Origin of the sequence: Solibacillus isronensis (assembly GCF_900168685.1) — a bacterium.
GTDB lineage: Bacteria > Bacillota > Bacilli > Bacillales_A > Planococcaceae > Solibacillus > Solibacillus isronensis_A.
In genome coordinates, this window is sequence record NZ_FVZN01000014.1 from 706,437 (window position 1) to 722,754 (window position 16,318).

The following is a 16,318-nucleotide window of genomic DNA, read 5'->3' on the forward strand; positions in this document are numbered from 1 at the left end:
AGCGAGGGGAGAAACATGGCAATAAAAGAGTTTTGGATAGTTGTACAAACAGTAATTGCTGCAATGGGAGGTTGGTTGGGCTGGTTCCTTGGGGGACTTGATGGATTTTTATATGCACTCATTATTTTTATCATTGTGGATTACATTACCGGCATTATGGTGGCGATCATCAATAAAGAGCTTTCAAGTGAAATTGGTGCACGAGGGATTTTCAAAAAGATCCTTATTTTTATACTTGTCGGGATTGCTCATATCATTGACAGCCGACTGATTGGTGAGGGAAGTGTCATCCGCACAGCCGTCATCTTTTTTTATCTTTCTAATGAAGGAATTAGCATTATCGAAAATTCCACAAGAATTGGACTTCCGGTACCACAAAAACTGAAAGATGTTTTAGCTCAGTTGCATGGAAAATCGAAGGGAGAAGATGAGAATGGAACTAAACGTTAAGTATATAACCAGAAATGATTGTTTTACTGCTGGAAGGAAGATTACTCCTAAAGGGATCATGGTCCATTCCACTGCAACACCGGGTGTCATGGCAGCAGATTGGTTTAGTCGTTGGAATAAATCCTACAAAGCGGGTGAAACCAATCGACAGGTTGCTGTTCATGCGTTTGTTGATGATAGAGGGGTGTGGCAGTACTTGCCTTGGAATCACCGTGGTTGGCATGCTGGTGGAGCGGCGAATAATACGCACATTGGTTTTGAGATTTGTGAGCCCGGTGGGTTTTCTTATGGGAAAGGATCGGCGATGGTAGGCTATAACGTTTCAAAGAATGAAGCTTACTTTAGAAAGGCTTGGCAGAATGCGGTGGAGCTTTGTGTGATGCTGTGCCGACAATATGATTTAACAGAAGAGGATATCATTTGCCACTCTGAAGGAGCCAATAAAAGAATCGCAAGCAATCATGCAGATGTGATGCATTGGTTTCCGAAGCATGGTGAAAGTATGAACTCCTTCCGGACGGCAGTTAGAGTAGCATTAAATAAAGAAAATAGTCATGCAGCAGGAGCGCCGGGTATTCAGGTAGGCGATGTGGTTGCTATAAAAGATTCTGCTCTTAGGTATTATCCTGGTGGGCCTGGGATTCCAGAATGGGTAAAGACAGGCTCTTATCATAAAGTTACACAGATTGTATCCAGTGGAAAGGCAGTCGTAAAAGGCGGTAGACAATGTGTGTTACTTGGCAAAAAAGTAGATAAGAAGACAGGAAAAGAATCGGAAGGGATTATGAGCTGGATCGAGACAGGTTCCTTGATTGTATTGAAATCTTCTAGTCCAACCAAAAAGCCGCCTGATGGAAAGACTTTATATCGAGTACAAGTTGGCGCATTTTCAAATAAGAAAAATGCAGAAGTATTGCTAGAAAAAATAAAGAAAGCTGGGTTTGATGGCTTTATTAAGAAGGGTTAAAGCGGGATTACAAGGGCTGATAATTCTCAGGATGTCAGCTCTTTTTTCTGCTTTTTATCCATTTAATTACTTGCTATTAGGATGGAATTAAGTGATATATACAATAACCAAAAAAGCTGATGAACCTTGATACAGAGCGGATTCAGCAGTTTCTTTTGGGGAGCCATGATTGAATAGACGGAGCCAGGTGTTAAGGAATAGGGCTAAAAATTGAAAGGAGGCAAAAACATGGCAGAAGCATTATTTGGTTCATTTGGGCAAAGTGCAGGTGGCCCTTCATTAATGGATCCACCAGCAGAACAACCTAAGAAATTAAGAGTGGCTGCATATGTACGAGTCAGCAGCCTCTTAGATGAACAAGAAGGATCTTTTGATAACCAAAAGACACATTACACTCAATTAATTCGCTCCACACCGGGTTGGAAGATGGTTGACATTTATACAGACCAAGGAAGGTCTGGGACTTCGATGGCGAAGCGACCAGGCTTTAATCGAATGATTCGACACGCTTATGAAAAGAAAATTGATATCATCCTTTGCAAGTCGGTGTCCAGATTTGCGAGGAATGTACTTGACGCTATTAACACGATTCGAGAACTGACTGAGTTGGGAGTTCGAATTATTTTTGACAAAGAAAATATAGATACAGGTGATATGGCAAGTGAGTTTATCCTCACCATGCTATCTGCGACAGCACAGGAAGAGAGCCGAAGTATTTCAGAGAATATAAATTGGGCATTAGAAAAGCGGTATGAAAGAGGCGAACCAGTCTTTGTTAGAAAGCTGGGCTACCAAAAGAACGAACAAAAAGAATGGATCATCATAGAAGAAGAAGCGCACATTGTTCGAGAAGCATTTGAAGAAGCATTTAATGGAAAGACACCTGCTCAAATTGCTAAACAATTCATAAAAAAGAGATATAAGAAAATTAACGGACGAACAGATTGGACTTCCACCACAGTTCGATTGATGCTACTCAATCGGGACTACACAGGAGATGTCATTTGCCAGAAATATTATACGGAAAGTTACCTTTCCCATAAGAGAGTGGCTAATAATGGAGAACGAAATCAGTATTTTATCGAGAACCACCATGAACCGATTGTGAGCCGAGAAACATTTGAAGCAGTCCAGCGGGAACTAGAGAGGCGTAAAAAGCCAAATAAAAATAAAAAGGTAAATCGCTACCCGCTTTCCAGCCGGATTCAATGTGGGAAATGCGGAGGAAATCTACATCGATTCATTTGCAAAGGGGTTGTTAGATGGCGCTGTGAGAATAACGTAAGAAGTAAAGAGCTGTGTACCATGGGAAGCATTAAGGAAGAAGTGATTAGGGAAGCCATGCAAGATGCATTTCTCGAGCAATACAGGCTGGCACGGTTCATGTATGACATGGAGAGAATGAAAAAGGATCTTACAAGAGCTGTTGCTGCAAGGGACTTTTCTTACAACAGACTTCGCTTGGATTTAGAACAAATTTTATTAGAAGAGAATATTGCACTTATTAATGCCAATCGGTCTGAAGCGGATAGTACAGATGAGAAACTTGAGGAGCTGGCATCGAAAAGAGCATCTGTTGAAAAAGAACTAAAGATAAGAGAGGATTGGTGGGAGCTTCTGGATCAAGATTTTGCTTTTAGAGAAGAAGCCAATACAAAGCTCAAGGAACTAGATGCAGTAAGGGATCCATCTAAACAATTACAAAAAGAACTTCAAAATATTTCATTCTTAAGGGCATGGGTAGTACGTGTAAAAGCGATAACACCAATGTCCTTCTGTATGCATTGGATTGACGATAAGGAAACAATAGTTGATTTAAGAAAGGAGTAGGAAAAAATGAGTAGCCATCAAAGTTCATCAAGGGTTCGGATAATTCCTGCAAAAGCTAGAACGGGCCGAACGGAAGCAAATCCTGGTGGACAAAAGAAACGGATTGCAGTGTATGCCCGAGTATCCACTGACTCAGAAATGCAGGCAAGCAGTTATGAACTCCAAGTGGCACATTACAAAGATTATGTAAGTAAAAACCCTGCTTGGACTCTGGTTGATGTGTATGCAGATGAAGGGATATCAGGAACCTCAACAAAGAACCGTACAGAATTTAATAGAATGATTCAAGACTGTGAAGAAGGGCGGATTGACTATATTTTGACCAAGTCAATCAGTCGCTTCGCACGTAACACTCTTGATTGCATATCCCGAATAAGGATGCTCAAGAATCTACGACCTGCCGTGGGCGTTTTCTTCGAAAAGGAAAATATTGACACATTAGATTCGAAGTCAGAGCTTTTCCTAACCATTTTATCCTCGATGGCACAGGAAGAAAGTCGGAGCGTAAGTGAAAACACAAAATGGGGAGTGCAGAAGAGATTCCAACAAGGAATAGTCCATATGCCGACCACGTTTTTCCTGGGTTACGACACAACTGAAGATGGAGAAATAGTGATTAACGAAGAACAAGCAACGGTGGTAAGGCGTATTTTTCGAGAATTCTTAGAAGGTAAAGGGTGCCCAAGAATTGCAAAAGGCTTAACAAGAGACGGATTAAAGACAGGAAAAGGGAATAAAACATGGACGTCAGATGCAGTTTATAAAATCTTGAAACAAGAGAAGTACCAAGGCCACTGTTTAGCACAGAAAACCGTTACGATCGATTTTTTAACTCATAAACGCGTTCGCAACCATGATATTCAGCCACAATATTATGTGAAGAACACCCATCCAGCAATTATTAGCGAAGAAACCTTTGAGGCTGTTCAACAAGAAATGAAAAGGCGAAGCTTGATGATGAGGGACCCGGATAAAAAATATCGACAACACTTTAGTGGACACAGTCCATTTTCTAACCAATACTTTTGTGGAGAATGCGGAAGGCCCGTTATACGAAGGCGGATGACTTCAAGCAGGAAGGGGGAGAAGTATTACATTTCTGCTTGGCAATGCAGAGTGACCGCAGGACGAGATCCAGACTATAAAGATTGTAAAACAAGCTATGTTCATGAGACAGACCTTGAAAATGCATTTATGAAAATTATGAGGGAAATGAAAGAAAACCCCGATGAAGTAATAGAAGAAGCTAACCAAGCTATCGAAAAGGTATCCCTCTCACCACCGGAACAACAGCGACTGGAAGAGTTAAACAAGCAAATTGAAACCATAACAGATCGCATCAGTGACTTGGCTGCCAAGGAATCGGCTACAAGAGATGCTATCTACGATGCGACATTAAGGCACTTGATTTATGAACAAGAAATCCTTCAACAGGAGCGGGACAGCCTAGAGGAAAACATGCAAGAGCAACTCTACCTAGAAAAGCAGTTTCGATTCCTCCTAGACTTACTAGAAACTACGGAAGAACTAGAGGACTTTGATGTGACGCTTTTCAAAAACACTATCGAACGGGGCATTATTTATAAGGAGCGAATAGTTGAATTTCAATTTAAATGCGGGGTGAAACGGACCCTCTGTGTAAGAGAACGTAAGACTCCTAAGAAAAAATAAGCTAAATCTAATTGAATAAACATAAACCTCTTTCCACCCGGAAAAAGAACTTGAATGTTCTCGGGATGTGAGTGATAGATGGACACGAACCATTATCACTTATAGGAAAGGGGTTTTTGTATTGGATGAATTACAGAAAGGATTGTGGGTCCGCACACTTTGGAACCCAGTCAAAGCGAGGGAAGAAAGTCCGTTAATAGGAGAAAAACAAGTAAAAGTCGCTGCTTATTGCCGGGTCAGTTCTTCTTTAGACGTACAATTGCGCTCTCTTGAAAATCAGGTGAGCCACTATACCCATCTGATTCGCGAAAAGCCAAATTGGAAGTTTGTTGGAGTGTATGTCGATAACGGAACGAGTGGAACCAGCGCCAAGGGACAGCGGGGACTACAACGGCTGCTTCGCCACTGCGAAGAAGGAAGAGTCGATTTTATCTTGACCAAAAATGTATCTCGTCTGTCACGAAATGCAGAAGAATTGCTGACCATCGTTGAAAAGCTAAATGCAATGAAAGTTGGGATTTTCTTTGAAAAAGAGCATATTGATACATCCGTCCAATATAATAAATTTCTTCTAAGTACGTATGCAGCCCTTGCTCAAGAAGAAATCGAGACCATTTCAACATCAACCAGGTGGGGATTTGAAAAGAACTTCAAGAAAGGCATCCCTCGGTACAATAAGATGCTTGGTTATGATGTGGTGAAAGTAGATGGACGAAATACCCTTCAAATTAGCGAAGAAGGGGCAGTAATTGTTCGCCGTATCTTTGACTGGTTTTTACAGGGGATGACCATGGCTGAAATAGCACGAGAACTAATAAACCAAGGGATAAAAACATCAGTAGGCAAAGACCTGTGGAGAGGATCAACTGTAAAACATATTCTAACGAACGTGACCTATACCGGTAACAAACTGACGAGGGTTCGAACAAAAGACCTTTTCACCAATAAAACCACCAAACATATGAGAGATGAAATTGCGATTGAAAATTGCCACCCTCCAATCATTAGTATGCAAGTATTTGAACAAACACAGAAACGCTTAGAAGAAATTAAACCTAAGAGGAAGTCCACAGGACCAAAAGGGAATAAACATTCTCTTTCAGGAAGAATGACCTGTCACCGCTGTGGCTATCGGTTGAACAACTATCCCACGAGAAGGGTGAACTATTGGAAGTGCCAAGCGAGTGATATCGGCGCATGTGATTTTACATCGATTAGAGAAGATCGTTTGAGAGAGATTTTGCTTGAGGGCTTCAAACAGAAATTTGATATGACGAGTGATTCCGTTTTCGATACGGCCAAGAAGGTGCTTTTAGAGATTAATCAGAAGGACCATTTCGAGTTTCACCGATTAAGGTGGATGGCTGAACTGGAGTTAGCAAAAGAAGGGAAGGGTGAGCTGGCTAAAGTAGAACAAGCCTATAAAGAGTTTGAACAACACATCGCCAGGATTGAAGATGATCGAATCTTTCGGAACCAAACATTGAGCTGGCTTGAGACGGTCCAAAATATAGAGGAGTTTCTAGAAACCATTACGATTGAACAGCTTAGGGCTTGGTTGATGGGAGCGGTCATTTATTCTCCCGATGATTATCGCATTGAGTGGGTCGATGGGACAGAAACCATCGTAGGGGAGATGCCTGATAGTCTACAGAAAGAAGAGATTCTTGAAAGTCAATCAAACAAGAAGTTTCAAAAACAACAAGAGCATGAACCACTGTATCAGATCATTGATGCAGAAGGACATTTGAAAGAAAGGAGTGAGGAAAGCATGCAAGCACATATGGAACGAGAAATCATCAAAATTGAACCGAAAAAAGGGCAAAGCATGTTGAAGACGATAGAAATGAACTTGCGTGACCATCCCTCCTCAACAACAAACCAGCCGGTTACAAAACCACTTAGAACTGCTGCCTATTGTAGGGTATCAACGGACCGTGAAGAGCAGCTAACCAGTTATAAAACACAGGTAGCTTACTATACGTATTTAATCCTCAAAGATCCTCGATACAAATTTGCCGGGATATTTGCGGATGAGGGGATATCCGGAAAATCCCTTAAAAATCGAACAGATTTCAAAAAGCTGATGGATGAATGTACTCGTGGGAATATCGATTTAATCCTTTGTAAGAGCATTTCAAGATTTAGTCGGAATACATTAGAAACGTTAAAAGCTGTCCGGTTATTGAAGTCTCTCCCTCGACCGGTGCACATATATTTCGAGAAAGAGAACATTCATACAGAAGATGCTGATAGCGAATTGCTAATTACAATTTTCGGTAGCATTGCTCAGGAGGAAAGTATAAATATCGGAAACTCCATCGCATGGGGAAAAAGAAGTATGGCCAAGCGCGGCATAATTAAAGTAGGAAACGCCAACTATGGTTATCGGATTGGAGAGAAGCATCAATGGATTATCCATGAAGAAGAAGCTAAAGTTGTTCGTCGTATTTATGCGGAATTGCAAGCAGGGAAAAATTACACCCAAATCATAACCGGATTAACTAAAGATCGCATTCCAAGCCCAAAAGGAAAAGATGTCTGGAGTCTTAGCACGGTGAAGGGTATCCTGCAGAATGTGGTCTATAAAGGAGATTATCTTTATCAAAAATATATCACCGTGGATACATTAGAAGAAAAGACTGCTCCTAATGAAGGGGAGTTACCCCAGTATTATATTGAGGGCCACCATGAGCCTATTATTGCTCCGGAAGAATGGGAGAAGGTACAAAGCATTATCCAAAAACGCAGCGAAGCCTTCAAGCAGCTGAACTACCAAAAGTATTCTAAAGACCAGCATAAAAATTCTTCTTTTACAGAGAACTTGTATTGCGGAGAATGCGGTAATGTACTAGGGTATGAACGAAGCTTGGAGAGACGAGGATCCAACGGAACCAAAGAAATCAATCGTTGGGTTTGTAGGCTGGCAGAGAAATATTACGCTGTGAACGGCTGTTCATCCCAACGATTTCATCAAGACTATCTTGAAAAGCACTTTATTAATCTATTAAAAGAGTTTGAACAAGACGAGACATTTCAACAAGAAGTAGAAAGAGTCATTGCTCAAACAGTGTTAAGTGCTCAGGAGCTGAAGCAAGAGGAAGAGGCTCAAAGAAGGATGGAACACTTGAATCAAGAGCTATATGAGGCAGTAGATGAAGAACTGCATAAAGACGGACAAGATCATCAAAGGGTGGATGCCCTAAGTGAAAAGATAGTAAAACTGCACCAGCAGTTGAAAGACTTCTCTGACCGTAAAAAGCTAGCAGAGCATTATAGAAATGAATTCAAAGAGCTGAAGAAGGGAATCAAAAAGCTGGGGGATGAAAAGAATCTGGCATTCCCTGCGGACCTTTTTGAACAGTTCGTGGAACAGGCTAAGGTCTATAAAGATGGTAGGATTGTGTACCAACTAAGCCTGGGCCTAGAGTGGTCAACGGATGAAAGATATGAAGATTACAAACAGCAGATTGCCATGGAAAGAAAAGCTGAAAGGCTCGCCAAACGAAAAGAAAAACAGGCAGCATTTTTAAGAGGGCCAGAGGTTACTGCCTTACTGGAATATTGTGAGGAGCCACGGAGATGGGGGGAAATCCTGGCCTTTATGAACACGATGATGACGATCTCAGAATCCTATTTCAGGAAGAGCATTGTACTGCCATTGATGGAGAAAGGGAAGTTACACAAGGATTTTATACCAGGCAGTCAAAGTAAGCGAAAATATTATATGGTGAAGAAGTAATGAGAACCCACTGAGTAGGCTGATGCAGCTGCTTGGTGGGTTCTTTTTTATTATAATAGAACATTCTGTACTTTATTATAGTTGTTTATGTATTCTAGTAAATCAATATGTTGTCTGTTTAGGAGATCGGCTTCCTGTCCTTGATAATATGGTGATAGCCTCCAGTATTCATGCTTATCTAATCCCTCAAGAAAGTTTGGATTTGGAAAATAATCATCTCTCCATATTAGAACGTCAGATTCGTGTTTTCCAGAACCGTTTAAGCCTAGAGCTGAGTTACTTAAATTACTACTACCAACAATCATTGCAAATGGAACATTATCACGTGTTTTCATAGAAATTTTTGCATGCCAGTTTCCGTAAGTATCGATTAAGAATCGTTTTTGATTACAGTGACAACCTCGATTCATATAATGAACAAAATCAATATAACGATCGTAGTGACATTTAGAGTTATTGCTTTTACAAGTGCAACGTGATCCAAAGTTTCCTGAAAGCGTAATGAGTTGCGAATTATTATAACCTTGGAAACCTAGGTTAATATTATTACGTAAATCAAAATCCTGGGCTCCTGTGTAGCCGCTACTTAGTATTAGCCCCTCTCCAGAACTGGATACTAACTTATTTAATTCACGATAGAAAGGGCTAGTACCTTCAAGATTCTTTCTAAATAGAATTGCAATCCCCATTTACGGTTCCTCCTACTAACACCTTTTTAATCAATTATAGCACCTATAAAAATCGTATATGAGAATAACTCTTTTAAATTCTTACATTTCCATAATTTCACATGATGGTATAATAGTCTTAGAAACTTTTGGATTAGAAGGGATGGTGTACAGCTTGGATTCAGCCTACCTACATAATTCTGTTTTTAACATTGAACTGAAAAGAAGAGAGTTAGAACAACAAAACTTATCACGATCTGAGGTTAAACGTTGGTTCGAAGATAATTATCGTGTTTTTTCAAAGAAGAGTGCGTTTACTTGTTTATGCTGCAACAAACCAGTAAATATGAATTTAACCAAGGATGAGGGAAGACCTTTTTATTTTCGCCATAATGATGAAAGTGAATGTTCTTACTCTGAAAATACCACAACGTATGATAAGCATGTTTCTAAACATGAGGTTAAATCTAAGAAAGATATTGGTCTCACCATTTTTAAAGAGATATTAGAAGGTGAGCTGAAACCCTATGACGTTGAGATTGAGCGAGGGTATCATTACAAAAAGAAACTTTCATTTATTCCGGATTTTATCATTAAGTTTCCGAACTCCGAGGAACGATGGGCGATTGATTATTTTACGGCAATCGATCAGGGGTTAACCTCAGGTAGCTATGCTCGCCATTTATCCAAGCGAATGAAAACCTATAAAGAAGAAGGTTTTAGGCCCTTTTCATTCGTGGACTATAGTTGGCTTTCTTTTTTAGAAGAGACGAATAAAGGAACCTTACTTACTGCTGAAACTTATGTAACTAGTAAAACTCATGAAGATAGTCTGTGGGATACATTTCTTGAGGGAAATTTACAAGGTGAATTATTAGACTTTTTTATGAAAGATACAGTAGCGACCATAGACGAATTTAATACTAGAAACATCGCGTATGTAGATGTATTTAATCGGCTATGTACAATCTTTCGTTTCATACCAATATCACAACAGGATCGGAATATAACTTTTTATAAACTATCATCTTCTGAAGTACCCCTGGCACGAGCGTTGTCAGTGAATGCTGATCAAAATCATTTTGTACTTTCAAAGGAAAATGAGGATGAGAGGAGAAATGGTTTTCTAAAGGAACTAATTGAAAGGAAACAACAATTTGAGTTAGAACAACAAAGGTTAAGAGAAGAACAAGAAAGAATTAGAGCAGAAGAAGAGAGAATTAAACAAGAGGAAGAAAAGCAAAGGGCACGATTAAGGGCTCGAGAATTGGAATGGCAAAAACAAAGACAAAAAGCCAAAGAGCTAGAAGATGAAGAAGCCGAAAGAGAAATGCAAGAAAGGATGAGAAGAGCGGCTTTAAGGCCAATCGAGGTTCATCCGGACGGTTGGGATCAAAGGTCCAAAAGACCAAACCGATATGGAAACTATACCTATCAACAAAGTCCACCGGAATCTAGTTATACGAAAACAGAGGATCCTGCAGATAAAAAGAAAAAAGAGAAGGTTAGAGATATACTGCTATCGCAACCTATTAAAGGTGAACTCTATATTGATGGGGATAAAAGAGCTTGGCGGATTGTAATATTGAAGTGGATTAACGAAAATCAATCAGGTGATTCGCTAGTTGTTTCATTAGAGAAGGTTATCGGTCATATGAGAAGTTCAGGGATTTCCTTTAATCAAAATGATAAACTGGCTAAGTACCCAATAAAAGAATTTCTCGCGTTTTATGGGAAGACGGTAAAAGCAGAACTAAAGAAAAAAATCGAACTTACCATTCAGGAATAGGCCTTTAAAATTATTTATATATAATAGTAAGAACTCGGCAAATTTTGCTCATCACTATACGTGGTGGGCATTTTTTTATTTGTTATAGGGGGGATATATTTTGCGTATTTTTATCCATACGTCCTCACGGCGGTTCTTGAGACGGTGCGTATGTTAAAGGCACTGAAGCCTCCAGTCGAGGTGGTGTTTCAAAAAGAGAACATACGAACTTTAGATGAAGACGGCGAAGTGATGCTGACGGTTTATAGTGGACTGGCCCAGGAAGAAAGTAGAAGCCTTGCAGAGTCAGTAGCTTGGGGAAAGCGCAGGTTAGCAGAGCGAGGGCAGTTTAAAACAAAGTATGCAAGGTACGGATATGATTATGATGAAGATGAGAACCTGGTAATCAATCCAGAACAGGCTGAGGTGATTCGCCGCATTTATCGTGAGCTTTTAGCAGGGAAAACGACAAATCAAATATGTATTGAATTGACTGAAGACGGTATTGAAACAGCCAGAGGAAGAAAGAAGTGGCATAGTACCTCGATGGATAGCATGATTACTAACCCGATATACTGTGGGGACTTTGTGTACCAACGATATTACGTAACAGACACATTAGCGGGAAAACAGGCTGAAAACAGAGGTGAACTTCCTCAATACACAATAAGGGATCACCACCCCGCAATCGTAAGTAGGGCAGATTGGGAAGCGGCTCAACAAATTATGAACAATCGGAGTGAGAATAGAAGAGGAAGTAAAAAAAGGCCTCACGACCGCCAAGAGTTCTTTAACATATTTCATTGCTCAGAATGTGGTGCACCGGTAATTCATGTAAGAAGTTCAAGAGGTGGGGTTCATTATTGGCGGTGCAGAACTGCCGAGAAAAAGTACGTCGAAGAAACCTGTGAGGTCCGAGGATTTAGAGAAATATCAATAGAACATACTTTCATGGCACTGTTACAAGAAATGAAAAAGGATGAAGGGATTAAGGATGAAATTAGGCAAGCTCTCAAAGACCATGCCCCTGATGACAACGAACGCAATAGGATAGAACAAGTTAAGGAAGAGATGCAGCAATTATATTATCAGCTCTATGATACGGTAGAGGAAGGTGAAAAGCATGGTGGCGATCCAAACCAGATAAAGGCTATAACGGACCAGATTGTGGAGTTGCAAAATCAGATTTATGAATTTGAGGACAGAGAACAAAAGGGGCATGAAGCGGAAAAAGACCTAGCGTGGTTTCTGGAGGAATTAGAAGGCATTCAGGATTTTAAGCCAGATAAGGAGCAGATTGAATTCCGGCCAGATATTTTCAGCCGAATTGTTGAAAAAGGGGTAATTCATCCTGACGGAAGGATTGTCTACGATTTGAAGTTTGGCATGCAGATGACCGCTACTGGAAATGAAAAGATGGCATGGCGGTTGAGGAAGAAAGGCAAGCCTCGTAAAAAGAAAAAGTGAATATGCGAAAATAAGCAACCCACTGAGTTAGCGTATTCTAGTGATGCGGTTACTTGGTGGGTTTATTTAATTATTAGTAACCAATGTAGGGCATTTTTATGTATCAATAATACTTTTTATGCATAGAATAGAGGATTAAGGATATTAATTGACAAACAAAAAAATTAATTCATAATTAAAGGTAATTATAATTATGAGAGGTTTTTAATCGTGTCGTCATTTACTTATTATAAATTAAACACAGCGGAACAATTGGACCTATTTTATAACCAAGAAGGTAAATTGAATTTAGAAGAAATAAGAAGAGCAATGGGACAAAAGGTTGCAACACTTGATACTGAGGGTAAGATAACAGGAGAAGGTTTCCTACACCCCAGATTTGAAAATCGCAACGGTGTAAATGTACTTGAAGCCTACGGTACAGATCTTGTTAACCTAGGTAATTACTTTGCTACCACTTTCCATAATGGAAGTGTAACCACCACAGAAACTCAATACACTTTTTATTCAAAGACACGAATTATTATTACGGAAGATAGTGATTTAATTTTAAAGTTTGATAATAGCACTGAAGAAAAAGCAAAAGGTAAAGTAAAAGCATTAATTGAAGGTTTGGGGTTTGAGACAACACTTTTTAAATTAGATGATGCTTTGTTAAGAAAAATTCAGGCTGAAGAATCCTTTGTATGGTCTGCTGCAAAAATTGATCGTATCGACAAGGAAGGCGATAAAACCACAAAGGTTTCTTATGAGATTGATCTTGCAAACGATGTTCATCCCTCGCAAGTTGATGATGCTTATAGAGAACATGGGCAAATGTCTCATATTAAATTTCAAATTCCTTACGATGCTACAGGAGCCCCAAATAAAGTTACAGTAAGTTTATACAACAACGGGCATAGAGCTTTTTTTGAGGAAGATGAACTTGGCGGTGCTCAAGCCAATGATTTCGTTGTTTACTTAATGAATAGGTTGAAATCCCTTTAGAAAGGAGTGCTAACTATGAATTTCTCATTACTTAAAGTTGATAATCCCAATAAATTAAAATCTTTATCAAGAAACAAAATTAACTTCTTTAAAAAACAAGAAGACGTTTCTTTGTTTCACTTTAATAAAATTGATAATGACTTATATCATGCGGTATTCAACATTAGTGATGAATATCAGGTTAGCACTAAAAAATTGGGGAATCAACATAACTACATATATTCATCATTAATCAATTTTTTCTTTTTACCTGAAAATAAATATGCTTTTATGGAATATATAAATAAAGAATATTTAGAAGAAGTATTAACAGATGTAAATAAAAGAACAAAAGCTTCTCTTAGTAAAATTGAAATTAATAATAGTCTTTTTAAATTAATTTATAATGATTTAAACGGGACGATAAAAAAGTTGAAATATACAAATGAAGAAGATGAGTTCTTTGATTTAGATTTCGTCACAAACGAAAAATTCCTAGGGATAATTAACTCAAATATTATTGAAGAATTAACAGTGCTAGTGGAAAATCAATTTATTACTATTAATAAAAATGGCAGAGTCTCTGTTGACAACAGTGAAGAGCAATTTCTTGTGACTTTTACAAAGAGGATATTGAATGCGATTAATTAGAATAATTTTATCAGTAATATTATTAGTTATTGGTTCAATCCTAGGGGATGGATATAAAAATAATCTCTATTTACTGTGGTTATCTTCTTCTGCATTTTTAATTATTTATTCTGAATTTATTACAACCACTCTTAATAACACAAGAGATCAGTTAGGCACATATAAAGATAAAGTTTCAACATTAACTATGCTAAAAGGAAATGGCGGTAACATAGTTCAAATGTCTGTAATTCCCAATGGTAAAATTATTGCGGGTAGGGAAACAAAAGTAGATGTCTATGCTACATTTGCTACTCCAGTAAGTAATGTGCCAGATTTAAAAATAGTTACAGATATTGAATGGGATATAAAGATTTCTAATCAAGTTCAACAGAAGAGAAACTATGCTGGTAAAATTGAATATATATTAAATAATCCACTTATAACACAGATTGATGATAAATTTATTAAATATAGTTTTTTTATCCAAATTAATAATGTTGGGCAGCAAAACTTTAAAATCGAATTAGATAATGGAACCATTAATAGTGAACTCAGAAACTCGTTTACTGTTCATGCTTCCTAATATAACTTTAGAGCTCATCTCCATATTGGGGGGATGGGCTTTTTTTATTTGCTCATTACTATCTAAACCGCATAGTATCTATTTTTGCAAAAACATCATTATATAAAGATAAAAAAGAGGGTTTAGATACAATATATAGTGTTTTAGGTTAGATATAATTCTATATTTAGTTTTCTTATCTAACTAGTATCATGGGGTTTTCTTCGAAAAGGAAAATATTGACACATTGGATTCGAAGTCAGAGCTTTTCCTAACGATTTTATCCTCGATGGCACAGGAAGAAAGCCGTAGCGTAAGTGAAAACACGAAATGGGGAGTGCAGAAGAGATTCCAGCAAGGAATAGTTCATATGCCGACCACGTTTTTCCTGGGTTATGACACAACTGAAGATGGGGAAATAGTCATCAACGAAGAACAGGCAGAAGTGGTAAGGAGAATATTTCGAGAATTCCTAGAAGGTAAAGGGTGTCCAAGAATTGCAAAAGGCTTAACAAGAGACGGATTAAAGACAGGGAAAGGGAACAAAACGTGGACGTCAGATGCGGTTTATAAAATCTTGAAACAAGAGAAGTACCAAGGACACTGCTTAGCGCAGAAGACCGTTACGATTGATTTTTTATCGCATAAACGCGTTCGCAACAGAGATATTCAGCCACAATATTTTGTGAAGAATACCCACCCAGCCATTATCAGCGAAGAAACCTTTGAAGCCGTTCAACAAGAAATGAAAAGACGAAGTTTGATGATGCGGGACCCGGATAACAAATACCGGCAGCACTTTAGTGGGCACAGCCCATTTTCCAATCAGTACTATTGCGGAGAATGTGGAAGGCCGGTGATACGCAGACGGATGACTTCAAGCAGAAAGGGGGAGAAGTATTACATTTCTGCATGGCAATGCCGAGTGACCGCAGGACGAGATCCAGACTATAAAGATTGTAAAACAAGCTATGTTCATGAGACAGACCTTGAAAATGCCTTTATGAAAATTATGAGGGAAATGAAAGAAAACCTCGATGAAGTAATAGAAGAAGCGAAACAAGCCATTGCAAAATCATCCCTCTCGCCACCGGAACAACAACGGCTGGAGGAGTTGAACACGCAAATTGAAGCGATAACCGACCGCATTAGTGAATTGGCTGCAAGAGAGTCAGCCACCAGCGATGCCATTTACGATGCGACATTAAGGCATCTGATTTATGAACAAGAGATTCTTCAACAGGAGCGGGACAGCCTAGAGGAAAACATGCAAGAGCAACTTTATTTAGAAAAGCAATTCCAATCGCTCCTAGTCTTATTAGAAGAAACTGAGAAACTAGAGGACTTTGATGTAACGCTTTTCAAAAAGACAATCGAACGGGGCATTATTTATAAGGAACGAATAGTTGAATTTCAATTTAAATGCGGGGTGAAACGGACACTCTGTGTAAGAGAACGTAAGACTCCTAAGAAGAAATAAGCTTAAACAAATTTAATAAATATGAACCTCTTTCCACCCGGAAAAAGAACTTGAAAGTTCTCGGGATGTGAGTGATAGATGGACACGAACCATTATCACTTATAGGAAAGGGGT

12 protein-coding genes and 1 pseudogene are annotated in these 16,318 nt (G+C 38.8%); 12 read left to right on the top strand and 1 reads right to left on the bottom strand.

The genetic code is table 11. The features are described from left to right. The first annotated feature begins 15 nt into the window (after nt 1-15). From B5473_RS12080 to B5473_RS12100, 5 genes are all read left to right on the top strand, one after another. Entirely contained in the window at nt 16-450 is a 435-nt protein-coding gene (locus B5473_RS12080) for a phage holin family protein (protein ID WP_139377728.1), read from the top strand. Next, the gene (locus B5473_RS12085; protein ID WP_079525481.1) at nt 434-1,417 is read left to right on the top strand and encodes an N-acetylmuramoyl-L-alanine amidase; all 984 of its coding nucleotides are present in this window, start codon (nt 434-436) and stop codon (nt 1,415-1,417) included. The genes B5473_RS12080 and B5473_RS12085 overlap by 17 nt, the downstream gene beginning before the upstream one ends. 228 nt (nt 1,418-1,645) lie before the next feature. Then, entirely contained in the window at nt 1,646-3,247 is a 1,602-nt protein-coding gene (locus tag B5473_RS12090; protein WP_079525484.1) for a recombinase family protein, read from the top strand. Nucleotides 3,248-3,253: 6 nt separating this feature from the next. Further along, the gene (locus B5473_RS12095; RefSeq protein WP_079525486.1) at nt 3,254-4,918 is read left to right on the top strand and encodes a recombinase family protein; all 1,665 of its coding nucleotides are present in this window, start codon (nt 3,254-3,256) and stop codon (nt 4,916-4,918) included. A 121-nt stretch (nt 4,919-5,039) separates the two neighbouring features. Next, nucleotides 5,040-8,660, top strand: coding sequence for a recombinase family protein (locus tag B5473_RS12100; RefSeq protein WP_176142073.1), 3,621 nt, complete (start codon nt 5,040-5,042; stop codon nt 8,658-8,660). A gap of 50 nt (nt 8,661-8,710) precedes the next feature. Here the strand turns inward: B5473_RS12100 and B5473_RS12105 are convergent, their stop codons facing one another. Continuing rightward, the gene (locus B5473_RS12105; protein ID WP_079525490.1) at nt 8,711-9,349 is read right to left on the bottom strand and encodes a hypothetical protein; all 639 of its coding nucleotides are present in this window, start codon (nt 9,347-9,349) and stop codon (nt 8,711-8,713) included. A 154-nt stretch (nt 9,350-9,503) separates the two neighbouring features. Here B5473_RS12105 and B5473_RS12110 point away from each other — a divergent pair, with 154 nt between their 5' ends. The 7 genes and pseudogenes from B5473_RS12110 (at nt 9,504) to B5473_RS12135 (ending at nt 16,204) form a co-directional block, all read left to right on the top strand. Further along, nucleotides 9,504-11,117 (top strand): hypothetical protein, encoded by a 1,614-nt coding sequence (locus tag B5473_RS12110; protein WP_079525492.1) that lies wholly within the window; start codon nt 9,504-9,506, stop codon nt 11,115-11,117. Between the two features lie 150 nt (nt 11,118-11,267). Continuing rightward, the gene (locus tag B5473_RS20680) at nt 11,268-12,563 is read left to right on the top strand and encodes a recombinase family protein (RefSeq protein ID WP_079525494.1); all 1,296 of its coding nucleotides are present in this window, start codon (nt 11,268-11,270) and stop codon (nt 12,561-12,563) included. 282 nt (nt 12,564-12,845) lie between these two features. Continuing rightward, nucleotides 12,846-13,550: a hypothetical protein gene (locus tag B5473_RS12120; protein WP_139377730.1), complete on the top strand. Its 705-nt coding sequence runs from the start codon at nt 12,846-12,848 to the stop codon at nt 13,548-13,550. Between the two features lie 15 nt (nt 13,551-13,565). Continuing rightward, a complete protein-coding gene (locus B5473_RS12125) occupies nt 13,566-14,180 on the top strand; it encodes a hypothetical protein (RefSeq protein ID WP_079525498.1) in 615 nt (204 codons plus the stop codon). Next, on the top strand, nt 14,167-14,745 hold the full coding sequence (locus B5473_RS12130) for a hypothetical protein (RefSeq protein ID WP_079525500.1): 579 nt from the start codon (nt 14,167-14,169) through the stop codon (nt 14,743-14,745). The genes B5473_RS12125 and B5473_RS12130 overlap by 14 nt, the downstream gene beginning before the upstream one ends. Nucleotides 14,746-14,953: 208 nt before the next feature. Further along, nucleotides 14,954-15,073 (top strand): annotated as a pseudogene (locus tag B5473_RS21155) (recombinase family protein); the annotation flags it as partial. Between the two features lie 21 nt (nt 15,074-15,094). Next, nucleotides 15,095-16,204: a recombinase family protein gene (locus B5473_RS12135; RefSeq protein WP_368483386.1), complete on the top strand. Its 1,110-nt coding sequence runs from the start codon at nt 15,095-15,097 to the stop codon at nt 16,202-16,204. The last annotated feature ends 114 nt before the right edge of the window (nt 16,205-16,318 follow it).